Origin of the sequence: Cobetia sp. 5-25-4-2, assembly GCF_013374075.1 — a bacterium.
Classification (GTDB): Bacteria; Pseudomonadota; Gammaproteobacteria; order Pseudomonadales; family Halomonadaceae; genus Cobetia; species Cobetia marina.
Map to the genome: position 1 here is coordinate 470,038 of NZ_BLWK01000002.1, position 20,005 is coordinate 490,042.

At 62.1% G+C, this 20,005-nt stretch carries 17 protein-coding genes and 1 pseudogene; 12 read left to right on the top strand and 6 right to left on the bottom strand.

Features of this window, described 5'->3' with window-relative positions; translation table 11 throughout:
* Positions 1 to 602: 602 nt before the first annotated feature.
* The 3 genes from clpA to icd form a co-directional block, all read right to left on the bottom strand.
* The gene (gene clpA / locus HXS65_RS06885) at positions 603 to 2,867 is read right to left on the bottom strand and encodes an ATP-dependent Clp protease ATP-binding subunit ClpA (RefSeq protein ID WP_077375333.1); all 2,265 of its coding nucleotides are present in this window, start codon (positions 2,865 to 2,867) and stop codon (positions 603 to 605) included.
* 33 nt (positions 2,868 to 2,900) lie between these two features.
* The gene (clpS, locus tag HXS65_RS06890) at positions 2,901 to 3,302 is read right to left on the bottom strand and encodes an ATP-dependent Clp protease adapter ClpS (protein WP_077375336.1); all 402 of its coding nucleotides are present in this window, start codon (positions 3,300 to 3,302) and stop codon (positions 2,901 to 2,903) included.
* 316 nt (positions 3,303 to 3,618) lie between these two features.
* Entirely contained in the window at positions 3,619 to 4,881 is a 1,263-nt protein-coding gene (icd, locus tag HXS65_RS06895) for an NADP-dependent isocitrate dehydrogenase (RefSeq protein ID WP_065392420.1), read from the bottom strand.
* Positions 4,882 to 4,981: 100 nt separating this feature from the next.
* Between icd and HXS65_RS06900 the strand changes: the two are divergent.
* The 11 genes and pseudogenes from HXS65_RS06900 to HXS65_RS06950 all read left to right on the top strand — a co-directional run.
* Positions 4,982 to 5,569: pseudogene (locus tag HXS65_RS06900) on the top strand (pseudouridine synthase); the annotation flags it as partial.
* Between the two features lie 221 nt (positions 5,570 to 5,790).
* A complete protein-coding gene (locus HXS65_RS06905) occupies positions 5,791 to 6,240 on the top strand; it encodes an NUDIX domain-containing protein (RefSeq protein ID WP_136938838.1) in 450 nt (149 codons plus the stop codon).
* Positions 6,241 to 6,413: 173 nt separating this feature from the next.
* On the top strand, positions 6,414 to 7,595 hold the full coding sequence (mnmA, locus tag HXS65_RS06910; protein WP_077375345.1) for a tRNA 2-thiouridine(34) synthase MnmA: 1,182 nt from the start codon (positions 6,414 to 6,416) through the stop codon (positions 7,593 to 7,595).
* Positions 7,592 to 8,227, top strand: coding sequence for a high frequency lysogenization protein HflD (hflD, locus tag HXS65_RS06915; protein WP_077375348.1), 636 nt, complete (start codon positions 7,592 to 7,594; stop codon positions 8,225 to 8,227). Before mnmA ends, hflD begins: the two co-directional genes overlap by 4 nt.
* Before the next feature lie 149 nt (positions 8,228 to 8,376).
* Complete coding sequence (gene purB, locus HXS65_RS06920; RefSeq protein WP_077375351.1) at positions 8,377 to 9,744, top strand: adenylosuccinate lyase; 1,368 nt, start codon at positions 8,377 to 8,379, stop codon at positions 9,742 to 9,744.
* A 271-nt stretch (positions 9,745 to 10,015) separates the two neighbouring features.
* On the top strand, positions 10,016 to 11,269 hold the full coding sequence (locus HXS65_RS06925; RefSeq protein ID WP_176493510.1) for a cupin domain-containing protein: 1,254 nt from the start codon (positions 10,016 to 10,018) through the stop codon (positions 11,267 to 11,269).
* The gene (locus HXS65_RS06930; RefSeq protein WP_077375356.1) at positions 11,266 to 11,697 is read left to right on the top strand and encodes a GNAT family N-acetyltransferase; all 432 of its coding nucleotides are present in this window, start codon (positions 11,266 to 11,268) and stop codon (positions 11,695 to 11,697) included. The genes HXS65_RS06925 and HXS65_RS06930 overlap by 4 nt, the downstream gene beginning before the upstream one ends.
* A 365-nt stretch (positions 11,698 to 12,062) precedes the next feature.
* A complete protein-coding gene (locus HXS65_RS06935; protein ID WP_176493511.1) occupies positions 12,063 to 12,836 on the top strand; it encodes a hypothetical protein in 774 nt (257 codons plus the stop codon).
* 192 nt (positions 12,837 to 13,028) lie between these two features.
* Positions 13,029 to 14,339, top strand: a complete 1,311-nt coding sequence (gene aceA / locus HXS65_RS06940; protein WP_077375362.1) for an isocitrate lyase — start codon at positions 13,029 to 13,031, stop codon at positions 14,337 to 14,339.
* 394 nt (positions 14,340 to 14,733) lie between these two features.
* On the top strand, positions 14,734 to 15,246 hold the full coding sequence (locus HXS65_RS06945; RefSeq protein ID WP_077375365.1) for a glycine zipper 2TM domain-containing protein: 513 nt from the start codon (positions 14,734 to 14,736) through the stop codon (positions 15,244 to 15,246).
* Positions 15,247 to 15,802: 556 nt separating this feature from the next.
* On the top strand, positions 15,803 to 16,813 hold the full coding sequence (locus tag HXS65_RS06950; protein WP_217622059.1) for a lipid A deacylase LpxR family protein: 1,011 nt from the start codon (positions 15,803 to 15,805) through the stop codon (positions 16,811 to 16,813).
* Positions 16,814 to 16,951: 138 nt separating this feature from the next.
* Here the strand turns inward: HXS65_RS06950 and HXS65_RS06955 are convergent, their stop codons facing one another.
* Entirely contained in the window at positions 16,952 to 17,236 is a 285-nt protein-coding gene (locus HXS65_RS06955; protein ID WP_077375371.1) for a hypothetical protein, read from the bottom strand.
* 622 nt (positions 17,237 to 17,858) lie between these two features.
* Here HXS65_RS06955 and HXS65_RS06960 point away from each other — a divergent pair.
* The gene (locus HXS65_RS06960; RefSeq protein WP_065392558.1) at positions 17,859 to 18,341 is read left to right on the top strand and encodes a peptidylprolyl isomerase; all 483 of its coding nucleotides are present in this window, start codon (positions 17,859 to 17,861) and stop codon (positions 18,339 to 18,341) included.
* 206 nt (positions 18,342 to 18,547) lie between these two features.
* Here the strand turns inward: HXS65_RS06960 and HXS65_RS06965 are convergent, their stop codons facing one another.
* The gene (locus HXS65_RS06965; protein WP_255303145.1) at positions 18,548 to 19,246 is read right to left on the bottom strand and encodes a DUF3047 domain-containing protein; all 699 of its coding nucleotides are present in this window, start codon (positions 19,244 to 19,246) and stop codon (positions 18,548 to 18,550) included.
* 89 nt (positions 19,247 to 19,335) lie between these two features.
* Positions 19,336 to 19,983 carry a CDP-alcohol phosphatidyltransferase family protein gene (locus HXS65_RS06970; RefSeq protein WP_077375377.1) on the bottom strand — a complete coding sequence of 216 codons (648 nt, stop codon included), beginning with the start codon at positions 19,981 to 19,983 and terminating at the stop codon, positions 19,336 to 19,338.
* Positions 19,984 to 20,005 lie beyond the last annotated feature (22 nt).

Here is a 20,005-nt window from a genome sequence, read left to right on the forward strand (position 1 = left end):
GCAAATCAAGATCTGCCCTCACCCCACTCGCCAATGCTCCCTGTGACACCGGCTGGCTGAACCGGCCGTCCTGGCATTTCAGACATGGAAGCCCTTTCCTGCCTGATCCCCCCGCTCGGACCCGGAACAGCGCACCACCAGCCCTTCGTGACACGACTCCTCGTGACATTGAAGGCGCGTCTCGATGGTGCGCGCCAGAGTATTCCGATGATGCCGCTTTGCCCCGTGGATGCGTCCTGAGCCCGAACGCCCGTCTGGCCTTCGCTCCCATCCCATGAGGACAAGCGGCTCATCCATGCCCCCGCCCCCTGCCATGACACGCTGCCCTTGCGGCAGAGGCCTTGGCGTGGGCGCCTTTCACCTTTCCCCTTCTGCGTAATCCGTCCCCACTCCCTCTTCTTCCCTGCCCTCTTGCTTCTCTCGACTGCACCATCGGCCGTCCTTTCCGCCATGGACCCTGCTGTCGGCATTTGACCCTCGGCGGAGCGGAATCACTGCGCTGGCTCGCTTTTCAGGCAAAAGAAAACGGCCAGTGCCTGAGCACTGACCGTTCATTGTGATGATGCTGCGGGGCATCAATACATCACGAGACAGGGCGACCCTCAGGCCATTTCAGCTTCGGTCTCCAGGTGCAGTTCGCCGTTATCGACCGTGACATGCACGATACCACCGGACTCCGACAGATCACCGAACAGGATCATCTCGGCCAACGGCTTCTTGAGCTTCTCCTGAATGACGCGCGCCATCGGACGAGCCCCCATTGCCGGGTCATAGCCCAGAGTCGCCAGCAGGTCTCGCGCTTCATCCGCCACGTCCAGCTGCACGCGTTTCTCATCAAGCTGTGCCTGCAGTTCGACCAGGAACTTGTCGACCACATTGCGCACCACGGCGAGATCCAGCGCGCCGAACTGGATGATGCCATCCAGACGGTTGCGGAACTCCGGCGAGAAGGTCTTGCGGATGACTTCCATCGCATCGGTGGAGTGATCCTGATGCTTGAAGCCGATGGAGCGACGCGCCACCTGCTCGGCCCCTGCATTGGAGGTCATCACCAGGATGACGTTGCGGAAGTCCGCTTCGCGACCGTTGTTGTCGGTCAGGCGGCCGTGGTCCATCACCTGCAGCAGCAGGTTGAAGACTTCCGGGTGTGCCTTCTCGATCTCATCCAGCAACAGCACACAATGCGGCTGCTTGGTGATGGCTTCGGTCAGAAGCCCGCCCTGGTCATAACCGACATAGCCCGGCGGTGCCCCGATCAGGCGCGAGACAGTGTGACGCTCCATGTACTCGGACATGTCGAAGCGCACCAGCTCGATCCCCATCAACGCTGCCAGCTGACGCGCGACCTCGGTCTTGCCGACACCTGTCGGCCCCGCGAACAGGAAGCTGCCCACTGGCTTGTCCGGCGCCTTGAGCCCGGCACGCGACAGCTTGATGGCTGCCGAAAGACCGGTGATGGCATCGTCCTGACCGAACACCAGCATCTTGAGATCACGCTCGAGATTGGACAGCAGCTTCTTGTCGGAGCTGGAGACCGTCTTCGGCGGAATGCGCGCGATGGACGCCACGATCGCCTCGACCTGCTCGGTATCGATGGTATCGACACGGATGCTCTCGGGCAGCAGACGCTGGTGTGCACCGGCTTCATCGATCACGTCGATGGCCTTGTCAGGCAGCTGACGATCGTTGATGTAGCGATCCGCCAGTCGCACTGCCGTCTCGAGCGCCGCATCGGTGTACTTGAGGGCATGGTGTTCCTCGAAGCGACCTCGCAGCCCCTTGAGGATGCGAATGGTGTCGTCCACCGACGGCTCCATGACATCGACCTTCTGGAAGCGACGTGCCAGCGCACGGTCCTTCTCGAAGATGCCGCGGAATTCCTGGAAGGTGGTGGAACCGATGCAGCGCAGCTCACCGGAAGACAGCAGCGGCTTGAGCAGATTGGAGGCATCCATCACGCCACCGGACGCCGCTCCCGCCCCGATGACGGTGTGGATCTCGTCGATGAACAGGATCGAGTTCGGTTCCTTGCGCAGCTCCGCCAGCAGAGCCTTGAGGCGCTTCTCGAAATCACCGCGGTACTTGGTACCCGCCAGCAGCGCGCCGAGATCCAGCGAGTAGACGACGGCTTCCTTGATGACTTCCGGGACGTCTTCCTCGACGATTCGCTTGGCGAGACCTTCCGCGATGGCGGTCTTGCCGACACCGGCCTCGCCGACCAGCAGCGGGTTGTTCTTGCGACGGCGCACCAGAATCTGCACCACGCGTTCGAGTTCTTCATCACGGCCGATCAGCGGATCGATCTTGCCCAGACGTGCCTGGTCGTTGAGGTTGGTGGCGTAGTTGGTCAGCGGGCTGTTGCCGCTCTCGCTGCTGCTCTCCTCGCCTTCCTCGCTCTCGACCGACGCCTGAGGCGCCTGGGTGTGACCCGCCACCTTGGAAATGCCGTGGGCGATGTAGTTGACCGCATCGACCCGCGCGACATTCTGCTGCTTGAGGAAGTAGACCGCCTGGCTTTCCTGCTCGGAGAAGATGGCCACCAGCACGTTGGCGCCGGTCACTTCACTCTTGCCGGAGGATTGGACATGGAAGACAGCACGCTGAAGCACGCGCTGGAAGCCCAGCGTCGGCTGCGTCTCGCGGTCTTCCTGCTCTTCCGGGATCAGCGGGGTGGTGGAGTTGATGAAGTCCTGAAGGTCGACTCGCAACTTGTCCAGATTGGCGCCGCAGGCGCGCAAGACGTCCGAAGCGGAGGCATTGTCGAGCAGTGCCAGCAGGAGGTGTTCCACGGTCATGAATTCGTGGCGCTTGGAACGTGCCACGGTGAAGGCCGTGTTCAGGGTCAGTTCAAGTTCTTTGCTCAACATGGCAAGTCCCCTCTAGGCCGCGTCTTGGACGGATCACTCCGCCCGGTCGATGTCGCACAGCAGCGGATGCTGGCACTCTCGAGCATATTGATTCACTTGGTGGCATTTCGTTTCCGCGATGTCGCGGCTGAAGATGCCACAGGTTCCTTTTCCCTGATGATGGACAGCGAGCATGATCTGTACTGCCTGCTCCTGATCCTTGTTGAAGAAGGTGGTCAGCACCTCCACGACGAAATCCATCGGCGTGAAGTCATCATTGTGCAGAACGACCTTGTACATGGGCGGTGGCGCCAGTTCGGGCTCAGCGGTAGCGAACGCCAGATCGCCATCCTGATCCTCCTGGTGCGACGGCTCCTGTGCCGAGGGAGCCTGATTCCTGATCCGCAACAGCTGCGAGAAAGAGAAGCTGCTGCACGATGTGTCTGTCTTGAACATAAGGGGCTGATCCGGTGAACACAAGCAGTGGCGAAGCTGATTGCCTCAACGCGCCACGACAGAAGGCCACTTCCATCGCCGGGCATTGACGTTGATGGGATAAGGAAAAGATGAGGGCATGTCGCGCATGATGCAAGCGCCCTGCGCTCAAGTGTGCTCACGAGCGGGCGCAAAGCGCGCCGGAATGTCGTCTCCTGGAAGACGAAACGACATCTCAAGACGCAAGAAGGCCCCCGGACACGTCCGGGGGCCTTCTTCTGAGAACCCTGCACTGCCTGAAACGGAACGTCAGTCCCGGTCAGACAAGTGTCGGATCTCAGGCATCCATGTTGTCAGCGACAGCCTGACCGAACTCGGAGCACTTGAGCAGCTTGGCATCGTCCATCAGGCGATGGAAGTCATAGGTGACTTCGCCCTTGGCGATGGCCTTCTCGACGCCTTTCAGCACGAGATCCGCGGCTTCGACCCAACCCATGTGACGCAGCATCATCTCGGCGGAGAGGATGACGGAGCCCGGGTTGACCTTGTCCTGACCAGCGTACTTCGGTGCAGTACCGTGAGTCGCTTCGAACATGGCGACGGTGTCGGACAGGTTGGCACCCGGCGCGATACCGATACCACCCACTTCCGCCGCCAGAGCGTCGGACAGGTAGTCACCGTTCAGGTTCAGGGTAGCGATGACATCGTATTCCGCCGGACGCAGCAGGATCTGCTGGAGCATGGCGTCAGCGATGACGTCCTTGACCACGATGTCCTTGCCGTTGTTCGGGTTCTTGAAGGTCATCCACGGGCCGCCATCCAGCAGCTCGCCGCCGAACTCGTCCTTGACGATTTCGTAGCCCCAGTCCTTGAAGGCACCTTCGGTGAACTTCATGATGTTGCCCTTGTGCACCAGGGTCAGCGACTCACGGTCGTTGTCGATGGTGTACTGGACAGCCTGACGGACCAGACGCTTGGTACCTTCTTCGGACACCGGCTTGACGCCGATACCGCAGTTCTGCGGGAAGCGGATGTTGGTGACACCCATCTCTTCGCGCAGGAACTTGATGACCTTGTCGGCTTCCGGCGTTCCCGCTTTCCATTCGACACCTGCGTAGATGTCTTCGGAGTTTTCGCGGAAGATGACCATGTCGACGTCGGCCGGCTTCTTGACCGGACTCGGCACACCCGTGAACCAGCGCACCGGGCGCAGGCAGGTGTACAGGTCAAGCTTCTGACGCAGCGCAACGTTCAGGGAGCGAATACCACCGCCCACCGGAGTGGTCAGCGGACCCTTGATGGAAACGACGTAATCCTTGACAGCCTCGAGAGTCTCTTCCGGCAGCCAGGTGTCAGCGTCATAGACGTGAGTGGCTTTTTCACCGGCGTAGACTTCCATCCAGTGAATCTTGCGCTCACCGCCATAGGCCTTTTCGACAGCAGCGTCGATGGCAATCTTCATGGCCGGAGTCACGTCCACGCCGATACCATCGCCTTCGATGAACGGGATGATCGGATTATTCGGAACGTTGAGGGTATTGTCGGAATTTGCGGTGATCTTGGCACCGCCTTCCGGGACGACAATCTTCTGGAACCCCATTGATAACTCCCCTGTCATGGATTCAGTGGAGGCGCGAGTATAGCACCCGTGCCGCTTCTCACAGTAGGCTTATACGGCAGCCGCGACAAAAGTCTAAACCATGTCTCTCATATATCTGCTACACAAGCCCTACCGCGTTCTGACGCAGTTCACCGACCGCGATCAGGGCCGTCAGACCCTCGCGGACTTCATCGACGTGCCGGATGTCTATGCCGCCGGACGCCTCGATTACGATTCGGAAGGATTGCTGCTGCTCACCAGTGATGGCGCGCTCTCCCACCAGATCGCACATCCGAAGAAGAAGCAACCCAAGACTTACTGGGTGCAGGTGGAAGGTGCCCCTGATGAGCAGGCCATCGCCGCGCTGAGAGCCGGCGTGGAGCTCAAGGATGGCATGACCCGACCGGCCAAGGTCAGGCTCATCGACCCACCGGCGTTGCCAGAAAGGCAACCTCCCGTGCGCTTTCGTGCCAGCATTCCCACCCACTGGCTCGAGATCATCATCAGCGAGGGTCGCAATCGACAGGTACGCCGGATGACCGCACATGTCGGTCTGCCGACACTGCGCCTTGTCCGAGCCGCCATCGGCCCCTGGAAGCTCGATGGCCTGGCACCCGGCGAGTGGCGCAGCGAGGAGATCGAGATGCCCGTGCCGCCACGCAAGGCGCGCCCGCCCGCTCGCGGCAGGAACGCTGGCGGCGGCTCCGGGGAGCGCAAGAACGGCTCGGGGCCGAAGCAGCGCACCAGGGGTGCCGACAAGCGCAAGCCTCGACAGTCCGACAGGCAGGCCGGCCACCATGCCGACGGCAAGCCAGCGTCGGGCAAGGCAGCCGCAGGCAAACGCAGCGGTGGATCTTCGCGCCCCTCCTCCTCACGCCCCCCCTCCCACAAGAAAGGAAGAAAATCCTGATGGCTGCACGCTGGACCCCAAATGCCACCGTTGCCTGTGTCGTGGAACGCGCCGGGCGCTACCTGATCGTCGAAGAGGACAAGGGCGGCCCCGCGACGCTGTTCAACCAGCCGGCCGGCCACCTCGAGCCCCACGAGCGCATCATTGATGGCGTGCAGCGCGAGGTACGTGAGGAAACGGCCTGGCGTATCCTGCTGACAGGCTATCTTGGCCTGTACGTGCACGTTGCCGAGGATGGCACCCATTTCCACTCGCATGGCTTCGAGGCAGCGGCGCTGGAGCACCTGAATACGCCACTCGACCCTGACATCGTCAGGACCCACTGGCTGACTCTCGAGGAAATCGAGCAGCTGGAGGCCATGGGGCGTCTGCGCAGCCCGCTGGTGACCCGCCGTATCCGCGACAGCCTGCGTGGCAAGCGCTTCCCGCTCGACGTCATCCACGATTGACACGCGCCATCGTGACCGCTCAGGCGCCTGCCGTGCGTCAGAGGCTGCAGGCGGGGTGAATCCCACCCACGCCTTCAGGTATAATCGCGGTCAATCAAGCGGTGCCAGAATGACGTATCCGCCGCCTCCCCTGTTTGTGACGACTCGCGGCCACGCGGGTGACGAGAGAACTGATGACCGCTGAAACCGGTACCGGAACCAAGGTCATCGTCGGCATGTCCGGCGGTGTCGACTCCTCTGTCTCTGCCCTGTTGTTGATGGAGCAGGGCTACCAGGTCGAAGGCCTGTTCATGAAGAACTGGGACGAAGATGACGGCAGCGAATACTGCACCGCCATCGAAGACCTGGCCGATGCCCAGGCCGTGTGCGACAAGCTCGGCATCAAGCTGCATACCGCCAACTTCGCTGCGGAGTACTGGGACAATGTCTTCGAGCACTTCCTGGCCGAGTACAAGGCCGGTCGCACGCCGAATCCCGACATCCTTTGCAATCGGGAGATCAAGTTCAAGGTCTTCCTCGAGTATGCCGAGATGCTGGGTGCCGAGCTGATCGCCACCGGCCACTACGTGCGTGGCGGCGTGCGTGACGGTCGTGCGCGCCTGCTCAAGGGCCTGGACACCAACAAGGACCAGAGCTACTTCCTGCACGCCGTGCCGGAGTCCGCCATCGCGCGCACCCTGTTCCCGGTGGGAGAACTGGAGAAGCACGAAGTGCGGGCCATCGCCGAGAGGCATGAGCTTGTCACCGCGCGCAAGAAGGACTCCACCGGTATCTGCTTCATCGGTGAGCGACGCTTCGCCGACTTCCTCAAGCAGTACCTGCCGGCCCAGCCGGGCAAGATCGAGACGCCTGACGGCGAGGTCATCGGCGAGCACATGGGTCTGATGTACTACACCCTCGGCCAGCGCCAGGGCCTGGGCATCGGCGGACTGCGCAACCATCCGGACGCTCCCTGGTTCGTCTGTGCCAAGGATCTGGAGCGCAATGTGCTGATCGCCGTGCAGGGCAAGCACCACGAGCTGCTCTACACCCAGGTCCTGAGCACCGAGTCCGTCGACTGGGTGGCGGGCGAGCCGCCCGCGGCCGATGCCAACGGCGAACTGCGTATCCGCTGCAAGAATCGCTACCGTCAGGAAGATCAGGCCGCGACCTTGATCGTCAATGACGGCCAGCGTGTCGAGGTACGCTTCGATGAGCCACAACGTGCCGTCACGCCCGGTCAGTCAGCCGTCTTCTATCTCGGCGACATCTGTCTGGGTGGCGGCGTGATCGATGCCGCCTGGAAACTTCCGGCAGCGGCCAGCAGCATGGCCGCCGCCCCGCTCTCTGGCCCCGAGGAGTCTGCCGCGCAATGACCAGCGTGCCGATCCGTCCCGTCACTGATACCACCACCCGCCAGGCGCTTTCGCTGGCGGGCGTCTTCCAGGCGGCCGCGCTGGTCGATGAGCTCGCCCGTCATGGCCAGTGCGATGAGCGCGCCTGGGAAACCCTGGTCAACGCCACTCTGGACACCAACCCGGAAAGCTTCGAGGCCATCTACGGCGGGCATCACAACCGCCTGCGCCTGGGCATCGACACCGTGAGTGCGGTGATGGATCGGCGTCAGGTCTCCCCTGTGGTGATGCGCTATGGCTTCTCGCTGGTGATGCTGATGAGCAAGCTCAAGCAGGACCCGGACATGCTGGACAAGCTGGGGGCAGGCCTGACGCGTATCCAGGGCCAGGCCGAGCACTTCGGGCCGACCCACGAGAACGTGATCGCAAGCCTCGGCGAGCTCTACCAGCAGACCCTCTCCACTTTCCGTTACCGGATCGTGGTGCAGGGCGATCCCGGTCTGCTGCAGCAACGCATGATGCCAGAGCGCATCCGTTGCGCCCTGCTGGCCGGCGTACGCTTCGCGCTGCTGTGGGACCAGCAGGGCGGCCGTCGCTGGAAGCTGATCTTCCAGCGCTCCGCGCTCAAGAAATCCCTGCGCCAGCTGGACTGATGCCGGCTCGCCTGGCCGGCAGCACGCCCGCCAGGCAACACCGCGCACACCCCGAATTCGCTTCAACAACGCTGGAACCCGTCAAGCGGGTTCCGAGACACTTGAACTGGCAGCACGTCCTGTCCTGCCACCATCGGAAGATTCTCATCATGCAGCTGTCCGCCCTCACCGCTCTGTCTCCTGTCGATGGCCGTTATGGCGCCAAGACCGAGGCCCTGCGCGAGCACTTCAGTGAATTCGGCCTGATCCGTGCCCGTGTCACCGTCGAGGTGCGCTGGCTGCAGCGCCTGGCCGCCCACGCCGAGATCGCTGAAGTGCCGGCTTTCTCGAAGGAAGCCAACGCCGTGCTGGACGCCATCGTCAGCGACTTCAGTGTCGAGGATGCCCAGCGCATTAAGGACATCGAACGCACCACCAATCACGACGTGAAGGCGGTCGAGTACTTCCTGAAGGAGAAGGTCGAGGGCAACGCTGAGCTCAACGCCGTCACCGAATTCATCCACTTCGCCTGCACCAGTGAAGACATCAACAACCTGTCTCACGCCCTGATGCTGCGTGGCGGTCTGGACAACGTGCTGCTGCCGCAGATGCGTGAAGTGACCGAGGCCATCGTCGCACTGGCCCACCAGCACGCCGAACAGCCGATGCTGTCGCGTACCCACGGCCAGACTGCCAGCCCGACCACCCTGGGCAAGGAAATGGCCAACGTCGCCGCGCGTCTGCGTCGTCAGCTGGCCCAGATCGAACGCATCGAGATGCTCGGCAAGATCAACGGTGCCGTGGGCAACTACAACGCCCACCTGACCACCTACCCGGCCATCGACTGGGCGGCCAATGCCGAAACCTTCGTCGAGAGCCTCGGCCTGACCTTCAATCCGTACACCACCCAGATCGAGCCGCACGACTACATCGCCGAGCTGTTCGATGCCGTCTGCCGCTTCAACACCATCCTGATCGACTTCGATCGTGATGTCTGGGGCTACATCTCGCTGGGCTACTTCAAGCAGCGCACCGTGGCCGGCGAGATCGGCTCTTCCACCATGCCGCACAAGGTCAACCCGATCGACTTCGAGAACTCCGAAGGCAATCTGGGCATCGCCAACGCCGTGCTGGGCCATCTGGCGCAGAAGCTGCCGATCTCCCGCTGGCAGCGTGACCTGACCGACTCCACCGTGCTGCGCAATCTCGGTACCGGTCTGGCACAGGGCCTGATCGCCTACCAGGCGACCCTGAAGGGCATCAGCAAGCTGGAAGCCAACCCGGAACGCCTGAACGCGGATCTGGACAACAGCTGGGAAGTGCTGGCCGAGCCGATCCAGACCGTCATGCGTCGTTACGGCATCGAGAAGCCCTACGAGAAGCTCAAGGAGCTGACCCGTGGCAAGCGCATCGACCAGGCCGGTTTCGCCGCCTTCATCGAGACGCTGGAACTGCCGGAAGACGTCAAGACCGAGCTGAAGGCTCTGAGCCCGGCCAGCTACATCGGCAACGCCATTGCACAGGCCAAGGCGCTCTAAGCGGCGCAGGTCACTGCAAGTCTTAAGACGCCGGGGCCTCTGCTCCGGCGTCATGCATTGCGTATTAGACAGCATGCAGCACGCTGCACATTGAACGACACACTGGATTCACGACCACTGACGTATCCACGTCAGTGCGCACGACATGTCACGCCCCACGCGGGCCGGCATGGATCGCATTGCCGCCAGCCAACCGGAAGCGGCTTCACCGACGTCATCGCGAGACACGCAGGCCCACCAAGGGCTGCGGCTCACGTTCGAGAGGTTCTGCATGAGCACATCCCCCGCCCCCCACGACACCGACACGCCACTGGCACTGTTGGGCGGCCTGAGCATCCGCGAATTCCTGCGCGATTACTGGCAGCAGAAGCCGCTGCTGATTCGCGGCGCCTTCGCAGACTTCGAGACGCCGCTGGAAGCCGATGAACTGGCCGGTCTGGCCTGTGAAGATGGCATCGAAGCCCGTCTGGTCGAGGAAAACGGCCCAGACAAGGCCTGGCAGGTCAGCCACGGCCCCTTCGATGAAGCGACCTTCGCGCGTCTCGACGCCAAGGACGACAGCCAGTGGAGCCTGCTGGTGCAGGCAGTGGACCACTATGTCCCGGACGTCGCTGCCCTCTTCGAGCCCTTCACCTTCCTGCCGCGCTGGCGCCTCGATGACATCATGATCAGCTACGCGCCCACCGGCGGCAGCGTCGGTCCGCACCTGGACAACTACGATGTCTTCCTGCTGCAGGCGCAAGGCCAGCGCCACTGGCAGCTGGGCGGCATGCACGGTGATGACGCCGAGATCATCGATGGCATCGACCTGCGCATCCTCAAGCACTTCGAGGTCACGCCGGGCGAGGATTGGGTGCTGGAGCCGGGCGACATGCTCTACGTGCCGCCGCGTCTGGCCCACCACGGGGTCAGCCAGTCCGATGACTGCATGACCATCTCGGTCGGCTTCCGTGCCCCTTCCGCCGATGAAGTCGTCACCTCCTATGCCGATTACCTGGGCGCCAGCCTGCCGGAATCGCTGCGCTACCGTGACCAGGGCATGGCACCGGTCGCCAATGCCGGCGAGCTGGACGACGCCTCGCTCGAGCGCGTACGCGAACTGTTGCTCAGCACGTTGGACAACCCGACCCAACTGGCCCAGTGGTTCGGTCGCTACATGACCCAGCCCAAGTATCTGGAGCAGCTCGCCGCCCGTGAGCCGGCGCTCAAGACGCATGAACTGGTCGAGTATCTGGAAGATGAAGGCGTACTGGTGCGCTCGCTGGGCTCGCGCTTCGCCTTCCGTCACGGTGAGAATGACACCAGCACCCTGTTCGTCGATGGCGATGGCGTCCCCGCGACCCCGGCGCTCGCGGAAGCGCTGGCCTCCAGCGAACGCCTGACGGCGGTGTTGCTTGACTACACGACGGCCGACCTTGATCGCAAGGCCGTGGTCAGCCTGCTCACGGCGCTGGTCAATCGCGGCAGTCTGATTCTGGAATGCGACCTGCAGGACGAAGAGGACGAGGAGGAAGATGACGCATGAGTGACGCCATGATCAGTCTGGAACGCGGTGACTGGCAGACCCTCGCCGATGAGGCCAGCGAGATCCGTCGCGTGGTCTTCATCGAAGAGCAGCAGGTCCCGCAGGACGAGGAATGGGACGGCCGCGACGAGCAGTGCGTCCATTTCCTGGCACGCCTTGAAGGGCGTGCCGTCGGGACCGCTCGCCTGTTGCCGGATGGCCATGTCGGTCGCGTCGCCGTGCTCTCCCAGGCACGGGGGCTGGGGCTTGGTCTGCGCCTGATGGAGGCGGCCATTCATGCCGCTCGCCAGGCGGGTCACGCAGAGGTACTGCTCGATGCCCAGATCCACGCTCTAGAATTCTATCAACGCCTGGGCTTCACGGCCTTCGGTGAGGAATTCATCGATGCCGGGATACCGCACCGCAGCATGCGCTTGATTCTCAACTGAAAAGCGACGTTTTGTCACCAGAAACCGGCACCCTGTGGGGGCCGGTTTTTTTATGCCTTCAAATATCTTGTAGTCTGGCTACAACGTGAAACGTGACCAAGTCATCATTCCCCAAGGCCCATGAAACCTGACATGATGATGATATTGAAAATATTAAAACACTCGTTTGTCATGCGAATTATCCTCAGCGTTGAAACGGTATGAAACGGTCGTTTTAATACGACCAAGGAATGAAAGACAACGCGATGATTCACAGCGATGCTAGGAGTCATCCCCATCACGCTGCATTGCGGCATCGCCAATCAGGAGGCCTCCCCATGCATGGCATACCCTCTGCAACGCTTGCCACATCCAGCGGGAGCGCCATGGCCAACGTCAGCAGCCATGTGCCGGGACGCAGCGCCACCAGTGGCATCACGGGGAAGCCACTGGAGGAAGCCCAGAGTGAGCTGTGGCACTCCCGAGAGATGCAGGCACGCCTCGCCAGACTGGCTCGCCCGATGATCGACCTCCTGCCCAGCGTTCCACCAGAACCGACCGCTGCACAGGCACAGACGATCTGTCATCTGAGCCGTGACAAGCGCTGGCACCTCGCAGGCAACGACTGGCAATGGCAACGATTCGATGGGACCTCGCAGCCGGCGTCGACGGGACCGGAGCCGGGATTGCGCGACGATACCTGGCAGGTGGCACGTCAGGGTGACGGACTGGCGGCTGATTCACGCCTCGCGCTACCCGGGCTTGAGCAAGCCGTGAAGGGGCTCATGATCGCCGGACGCCCCCTCCCGCTGGCCTTCTGGACGCTGGCCGCCGCGCGGCATCGCGGCGAACGCCATGCCGGGCTCGATATCGCTCACATCGGCAGTGTGCGAGAGGCGCTCTGCTGGGGGGAGCTCATCGCGCGCCTCAGAGCGCCGGATGGCCGCCCTCCCCGCGTCACGGCAAGACTTGCGAACTGCACGGTGCCAGTCCTGGAGGCCAGCCTCTACTTCCTGCAGCCCTGGCTCGAGCGTCTGACTCTGCAGCCTCATCCTGAGATGCGCGAGGGCTGCCATCAGGTACTGCTCGAGAGAACTCGCCTGACCGACACGACTTCAAGACCCACAACAACAAACGATGATCTCGCTATCCCACGATGATAATGACAAATGATGGATAGCGCTTGGCGGCGATGAGCGGCAGGCAGCCCGGAGGGTCTCACGACATTTCCGCACGCCAGTTTCTGACCAGGTCCCGCCCTGATTCACTAGATGACACGGCAACAGACACAAGACACCACGACATGCCAGGCGCCCTCGAGGCCCTGCGACGAAGCCATCAGGAGATGCACCATGACTCAATCACGTGCCGAACAGATTGCAGCGCTGGAAAAGGACTGGGCCGAAAATGCACGTTGGGAAGGCGTGACACGCCCGTATTCCGCAGAGGATGTGGTGCGCCTGCGCGGCTCCGTCCAGGAAGCCAACACCCTGGCGACGCGTGGTGCCGAAAAGCTCTGGAAACTGGTCAATGGTGATGCCAAGAAGGGCTACGTCAACTGTCTTGGCGCCCTGACCGGTGGCCAGGCCATGCAACAGGTGAAGGCCGGTATCGAAGCCATCTACCTGTCCGGCTGGCAGGTCGCCGCTGACAACAATACCAGCGAGGCCATGTACCCGGATCAATCCCTTTACCCGGTGGATTCCGTGCCGACCGTGGTCAAGCGCATCAACAACACCTTCCGTCGCGCCGACCAGATCCAATGGCAGAAAGGGGCCAATCCGGGCGATGCCGGCTTCGTCGACTACTTCGCGCCCATCGTGGCGGATGCCGAGGCCGGCTTCGGTGGCGTACTCAACGGCTATGAGCTGATGACCGCCATGATCCGCGCGGGCGCCTCCGGCGTGCACTTCGAGGACCAGCTGGCGTCAGTCAAGAAATGTGGTCACATGGGGGGCAAGGTGCTGGTGCCGACCCAGGAAGCGGTGCAGAAGCTGGTCGCCGCGCGTCTGGCCGCTGACGTGGCCGGCGTGCCGACGCTGGTCATCGCGCGTACCGATGCCAACGCCGCTGACCTGATCACCTCTGACGTCGACGACTACGACAAGCCGTTCCTGACCGGCGAGCGCTCCGACGAAGGCTTCTATCGCGTCAATGCCGGCCTGGATCAGGCCATCGCACGCGGTCTGGCCTACGCGCCCTACGCCGACCTGATCTGGTGCGAGACGGCCAAGCCGGACCTCGAGGAAGCACGCCGCTTCGCGGAAGCGATCAAGAAGGAATACCCGGATCAGCTGCTGGCCTACAACTGCTCGCCTTCCTTCAACTGGAAGAAGAACCTCGACGACGCCACCATCGCCAAGTTCCAGCAGGAACTCTCGGACATGGGCTACAAGTACCAGTTCATCACCCTGGCCGGCATCCACAACATGTGGTTCAACATGTTCGATCTCGCCTACGACTACGCCCAGGGCGAAGGCATGAAGCACTACGTCGAGAAGGTACAGGAAGCCGAATTTGCCGCCGCCGAGAAGGGCTACACCTTCGTGGCACACCAGCAGGAAGTCGGCACCGGCTACTTCGATGACATGACCAATGTCATCCAGGGTGGCAACTCCTCCGTCACCGCCCTCACCGGCTCTACCGAGGAAGACCAGTTCTGATCTCAGCACTTCCCTGCAGACAGCAGACAACCCTCGGCGAGACAGAGACTTGACCGAGGGTCACCATCCGAAGACACGCAAGCCCGTTCACGCGGGCTTGCGTGTCTTCGTCGTTCCAGAATTCGGTGCATGGGGCGCGACGCAACAGTGGCACGGGTGCTCCCGTCCGGGATGGCGTGCAGGGGAACCCGAGAATGGCGACGTGGTCTATACTGTTAGGAAACAGTGTTCTTGCACTGTCACGGGGGCATTGCCTCGGCCCTCGACAGCGCAACGACACGGTGGCGGCCAACGGACGTGCCAGCCAGCTTCTCTCATCCGTCGTCATCGGCCTCCACACCCCATGACCTCATCACAACCGAATGTTGCACCGCTTCCTGCGAGGAAATACATCATGAGCTTCCCGACCCACTCACAACGACGTCCTGACGCGAAACGCTCGGCACGCTGGTTGCCAGTGATCGCCATTGGCCTGCTGACACTGGGTGGCTGCGCGAACAGCGATATCTATTCCGGCAACGTCTATACCGGCGATCAGGCCAAGCGCGCACAGTCCGTCAGCTACGGCACCATCACCTCGCTGCGCCCGGTGCAGATCCAGGCACAGGATGAAGGCAGCGGCGTGCTTGGCGGCCTGGGTGGCGCCGTCGTCGGCGGCCTGCTCGGCAGCCAGATCGGTGGCGGTTCCGGCCGCGCGATCGCGACCGCCGCCGGTGCCATCGGCGGTAGCGTCGCGGGCAAGTCGATCGCCGACAACGTCGACCAGATCGATGCCTATGAGATCGAGGTGCGCCGCGATGCTGGCGACAGCCTCATCGTCGTCCAGAAGGCCGATACCGCCTTCTCGGTTGGCCAGCGTGTCCGCCTGGTCGGCTACGGTGCCAACCTGAGCGTCGCCCCGTATTGATCCTCTTGATGGCTGGTGCCCTTGCCGGGTGCCAGCCATTCAGTGTCTCCCCTCCCTGAACGACTTCTGTTGCAGGCCTCTCTGCACTCAAGAGGCTCCTGCCATTTTGCGGCTTTGCTTGCTGCCCTCGCCTTCCCGGTATTCATGCGCTTGCCTGGCCCCTCGCACGCGCCTGACGCTGGCGTATCGATATTTTCCTCTTTCTTTCTCTTTCTCTTTCTCTTTCTCTTTCTCTTGCCCTTGCTCTCTCTTTCTCTTCCTCACGCATGAGCGGCGCGCCGTACGGAGTGATCCATTGGTCATCTATTGATTAACAGGCTATGAAATCGTGATTTTTTGTGCAAAGTTATACACATGCAGCTTAACTAGACTCTGTGTACAACTTTTCGTCCCAGGAGTTGCGATGCGTCCCGTCACTGCCCGTCCTACAGATTCTCCTCAGAGCGCCCGCCAGACGCCTTGCAGCGCGTCATCCTTGACCTGTTCCTCCCACGGACACCGCTGTTCTGGTGATGAGCGTCCGTGTACGGCTATCGTCACCCGCCATGTCCCGCAGATGGCTCCCGCCTTCTCCACGCGACGGCTGGGGCTGGCGCTGATCATGCTCGGCGCGGTGGCGCTGGCCCCCATCGTGGAAGCCGACGAGGACGAGGGTGGCGTGCTGTCTCTCAAGGTCGAGAATGACCTTCTCGCCTCCGGCGATGACGGCCACTACACCAATGGGTTTGCGCTGAGCTATACCTTCGCGACACCGGATCAGCATTGGTCTCGCGCCTTCGCCGACTGGGTGCCCGGTTTCAGCGCTGCACGTCTGGATGCCACGGCCTATCGCTTCGGACAGCAGATCTATACCCCCAACGACATCACTCGCGAGCAACCAAACGAGGATGATCGCCCCTATGCGGGCTATCTGTTCGGTGGCCTTTCGCTGTTCGCCGGTGAAGAGGGAGAGGGTTGGCGACGGGTCGATACCTTCAATCTGGATCTCGGCATCGTCGGTCCCGCCTCAGGTGCCGAGAAGGCGCAGAAGGGAGTCCACGAGATCACCGGCAGTGATGACCCGCAGGGCTGGGACCATCAGCTTCACAATGAAGCCGTGGTCAATGCCGGCTGGCAGAGCCAGCTGTGGCTGCCGGCAAGCCTGGGGGGCCTAGAAATGGAGTACGGCCCCTCTGCCTCGATGGCGCTGGGCAACCTGTATACCTACGCTGGCGTGGGGGGCGGTGTGCGCATCGGCCAGGGACTGTCACGCAGCTACGGCATCCCGACCGTCGCTCCCTCCCAGAGTGGGCGTCAGTATTTCGAGCCGGATGGTGAATTCGCCTGGTATCTGTTCGCCAATCTGGAAGGCCGTGCCGTGGCGCGCAACATGCTGCTGGACGGCAACAGCTTTGAGGACAGTGACTCGGTGGACCGTCGCCCGCTGGTAGGAGATGTCCAGCTCGGCTTTGCCCTGAGCTGGCAGCGCTGGCAGCTCGCCTTCGTCAACGTCTGGCGCACGCACGAATTCGAGACCCAACAGGAAAGCGATCAGTTCGGCTCCATCACGCTCTCCACCTGGCTGTGAAGACCAGAGACCGCCGGTGAGAACAGGCGTGCCAGACACACGAAGGCCGGGCAGATGCCCGGCCTTCGTGTGTCCGTGGGAGGCAACGGATCAGCGCGTCACACGCGGACTGAAGCCTCCCGGGATGATAAAGGCAGATCAGTGCATCTTGACCTTGCTCATGCCCCAGCAGATCAGCTTGCCGCCGATGAAGGCGATCAGTGCCAGCATGATCAGCGCCATCAGCATGGAAATGGGGTTGACGATGAAAGTAGCGCCCAGCACGGCAAGCGCTGCGCCCCAGACATAGCGATCACCGCTGTCGATGCTCAGGGCATCCGGCAGGATGCGCTTGACGGTGGCACCCAGCGAGCCCTCCCAACGGTTCAAGCACAGCATGAAGAGCGCGGCGAAGCTCACCAGCCAGATCAGTGTCACGGTCATCGAAATTCTCTCCTGAAAGATAGGGTCGCATGGAACATGTGATTGTCGTTTCCCGCCAGCGGCCACGGGGCAGACCTTGCGAGCGGAGCCGGTAACGAAAGGCCCGCGTCAGAATTCGCAGTCTGAACAGGCAGAGTAACGGCCCCCCGATGCCCTCGCAAGCGGACAGCACCAACCATTGTCGGTCATTGGTCATGAGACCGTGATTGGCGCCTGAAGTTGCCCTGCCTCGTAGAGCGAAGCGCGGCCAGCTCCCCTTTCTTCTCTCCTGTTCTCCTCTTTCTTCTCTCCTGTCCCTCCCCTTTCCTTCTTCCCTCAATCTTCCCTCAAGCCCCTCTCTCCTCCATGCCCGTCGCCTTCCCGCCCTGGAAGCTCGCGCAGGCGTGTAGTCTCACCCGGGGCAACAGGCAAGAAAAAATTCAGGGACCGGGTTGAAAAGCCTCCTTCAGGGCGTCACCTAGTATTTCAAGACACGGTGACGTGGATGACATGCCCTGCAGGATGGCTGTTCAACAAGCTGCAAGCCACGCGATACGCGGGATTTTTCCTCGTAGCCCCCTGACAGCCACCTCAGGGTCACGTTACCATTGACCGTTCATATACCTATCGAAAGGCCCTCAACATGCAAATCGCCCAGAATGCCGTCGTATCCTTCCACTACACCCTCACCAACAACGAAGGTGAAGTGCTGGATAGCTCCGAAGGCCGTGAGCCGCTGGCCTACATCCACGGTGCCGGCAACATCGTTCCGGGCCTCGAGAAGGAACTCGATGGCAAGACTTCCGGCGACAAGCTGAAAGTCGCTGTCTCTCCGGAAGAAGGTTACGGTGATGTCCAGGAAGCGCTGGTGCAGGAAGTGCCGCGTGAAGCCTTCCAGGGCGTCGAAGAGATCGAAGCCGGCATGCAGTTCCAGGCACAGACCCAGGGTGGCCCGCTGATGGTCACCGTCACCAAGGTCGAAGGCGACACCGTCACTGTCGATGGCAATCACCCGCTGGCCGGTGAGACCCTGAACTTCGACGTCGAGATCACCAACGTGCGCGAAGCGTCCGCCGAAGAGCTGGAACACGGCCACGTTCACGGTGAAGGTGGCGTGGAGCACTAAGCTCCGCCCCTTCCCTCATCGGGTGGCCCTGTCGCCCGATGAGTGCTTCACACGAGAATGTGTGACGCCTGAACCTGAAGCCCCGCCACCGAATTCTCGGTCGCGGGGCTTTTTCATGTCTGAAACCTGGTTCTCAGGCCCAGTTCTGAGGCCCGGTTCTGATGATGCTGTCTGTGATGAGGCTTCCCGGAGATTCGCTCTGCAGATCAGGCGCCGCAGCTGGGCGGCGTGGCATCACTGGAAAGGCTCAGCCCACGGAACAGCGCCGTGGCGTCGCCTCCGGCATTGTCACCGTCAGCCATCAACGCAAGCCCGGCTATCTCGTCTGGCGTGCTACCGAACAGCGCCGAGTAGTCGGCACGCAGGTCGCGTACCTCGGCGACCCACTGCCCCACCTTCTTATCACCGGACTCCACCGCCAGCAGCACGGCGCGGTCAGTGAAGGCATTGTCCCAATGACTGTCCTTCGCCTCATTGCTGGACCAGACGTAATTGATGGCCTCTACCTGCCACGGCAGGATGCCGGTCTTGTTGACCACATAGAGGCGCGCCGGGTAGTCATCCCCTCCCTTGGTCTTCTCGTTCACGCCCGGATAGATGCTGTCCACCTGCCAGCACCATTTCAGATAGGGCGTCTCCTCGAGCGAGATATCCTGCTCCAGATAGCGCGCGGACGCCTGGCCCTGAGCACGCGCCTCGAGAGCGGGCCGGCCTTCGCGCTCCACCACGCGATACGCGGTCTGGCCTTCGAAGGTCTTCTCGCCCCAGGCGAGAATCTCGGCCGGCGTGAAGGTCTGGTCAGCCGCCAGCGCCGCGGAGGGCATCGCCGCCGCCAGCAGGCCACTGGAGGCGACTGCCGCGAGCATGGGGAGGAAGCAAGACAACTGACGGGAAGTGGTTTTCATTGGCAAGACTCCGGAGCGCTTGAACAACGCGATGAAAAAAGATGACGGGACGAGTCACCTGCAGGGCCAGGTACCGCGCTTGGCACGTATCAGTCCGGGTCGGTGCCGTGCTGCTCGCTGCGGTCCTGGGCCCGCAAGGTGACATACCCTCCCCATACGCGCGTCAGCGTGGTCAGGATGCATGCCGCCGCGAAGATCCACGCCAGCCATGCGAAATGTTGCGGCATCAGACAGGCCAGCACGAAGAAGCCGATCGTCTCGGTGCCTTCTGTCAGGCCATCCAGATAATAGAAGGCCTTGCGGGTGAAATTGGGTCGCTCCAGCTGGTGCTTGGCCGCCATGATGGCAAAGGCCAGAAAGCTGGATCCCGTGCCCACGAAGGCGAACAGCAACGCCACGGCCGGCATGGCATTGGTGGCCGGGTCTGCCAGTGCAAAGCCCACCACGACGGCGGCGTAGAACAGGAAATCAAGACAGATATCCAGAAAGCCGCCGGCGTCCGAGCTCAAGCCCGCATGACGCGCCAGGGCACCATCCAGCCCATCCACCACCCGATTGATCAGGATCGCGATCAGTGCCAGCCCGAATTGCCCATAGGCCAGCAGCGGCAATGCCAGCATGCCAATGACGAAGCCAGCCAGCGTCAGTTGGTCAGGATGCAGACCGCGTTCCGCTGCGCTACGTGCCAGGCGCTTCAGGGGTGGCTGTACCCAGCGTGAGGTCCACTTGTCCAGCATGCTTCATCGACTCCAGAATGAT

Coding starts and splice junctions, on each gene's coding strand:
- clpA (WP_077375333.1), bottom strand. CDS start 2,867: ATGTTGAGCAAAGAACTTGAACTGACCCTGAACACGGCCTTCACCGTG.
- clpS (WP_077375336.1), bottom strand. CDS start 3,302: ATGTTCAAGACAGACACATCGTGCAGCAGCTTCTCTTTCTCGCAGCTG.
- icd (WP_065392420.1), bottom strand. CDS start 4,881: ATGGGGTTCCAGAAGATTGTCGTCCCGGAAGGCGGTGCCAAGATCACC.
- HXS65_RS06905 (WP_136938838.1), top strand. CDS start 5,791: ATGGCTGCACGCTGGACCCCAAATGCCACCGTTGCCTGTGTCGTGGAA.
- mnmA (WP_077375345.1), top strand. CDS start 6,414: ATGACCGCTGAAACCGGTACCGGAACCAAGGTCATCGTCGGCATGTCC.
- hflD (WP_077375348.1), top strand. CDS start 7,592: ATGACCAGCGTGCCGATCCGTCCCGTCACTGATACCACCACCCGCCAG.
- purB (WP_077375351.1), top strand. CDS start 8,377: ATGCAGCTGTCCGCCCTCACCGCTCTGTCTCCTGTCGATGGCCGTTAT.
- HXS65_RS06925 (WP_176493510.1), top strand. CDS start 10,016: ATGAGCACATCCCCCGCCCCCCACGACACCGACACGCCACTGGCACTG.
- HXS65_RS06930 (WP_077375356.1), top strand. CDS start 11,266: ATGAGTGACGCCATGATCAGTCTGGAACGCGGTGACTGGCAGACCCTC.
- HXS65_RS06935 (WP_176493511.1), top strand. CDS start 12,063: ATGGCCAACGTCAGCAGCCATGTGCCGGGACGCAGCGCCACCAGTGGC.
- aceA (WP_077375362.1), top strand. CDS start 13,029: ATGACTCAATCACGTGCCGAACAGATTGCAGCGCTGGAAAAGGACTGG.
- HXS65_RS06945 (WP_077375365.1), top strand. CDS start 14,734: ATGAGCTTCCCGACCCACTCACAACGACGTCCTGACGCGAAACGCTCG.
- HXS65_RS06950 (WP_217622059.1), top strand. CDS start 15,803: ATGGCTCCCGCCTTCTCCACGCGACGGCTGGGGCTGGCGCTGATCATG.
- HXS65_RS06955 (WP_077375371.1), bottom strand. CDS start 17,236: ATGACCGTGACACTGATCTGGCTGGTGAGCTTCGCCGCGCTCTTCATG.
- HXS65_RS06960 (WP_065392558.1), top strand. CDS start 17,859: ATGCAAATCGCCCAGAATGCCGTCGTATCCTTCCACTACACCCTCACC.
- HXS65_RS06965 (WP_255303145.1), bottom strand. CDS start 19,246: ATGAAAACCACTTCCCGTCAGTTGTCTTGCTTCCTCCCCATGCTCGCG.
- HXS65_RS06970 (WP_077375377.1), bottom strand. CDS start 19,983: ATGCTGGACAAGTGGACCTCACGCTGGGTACAGCCACCCCTGAAGCGC.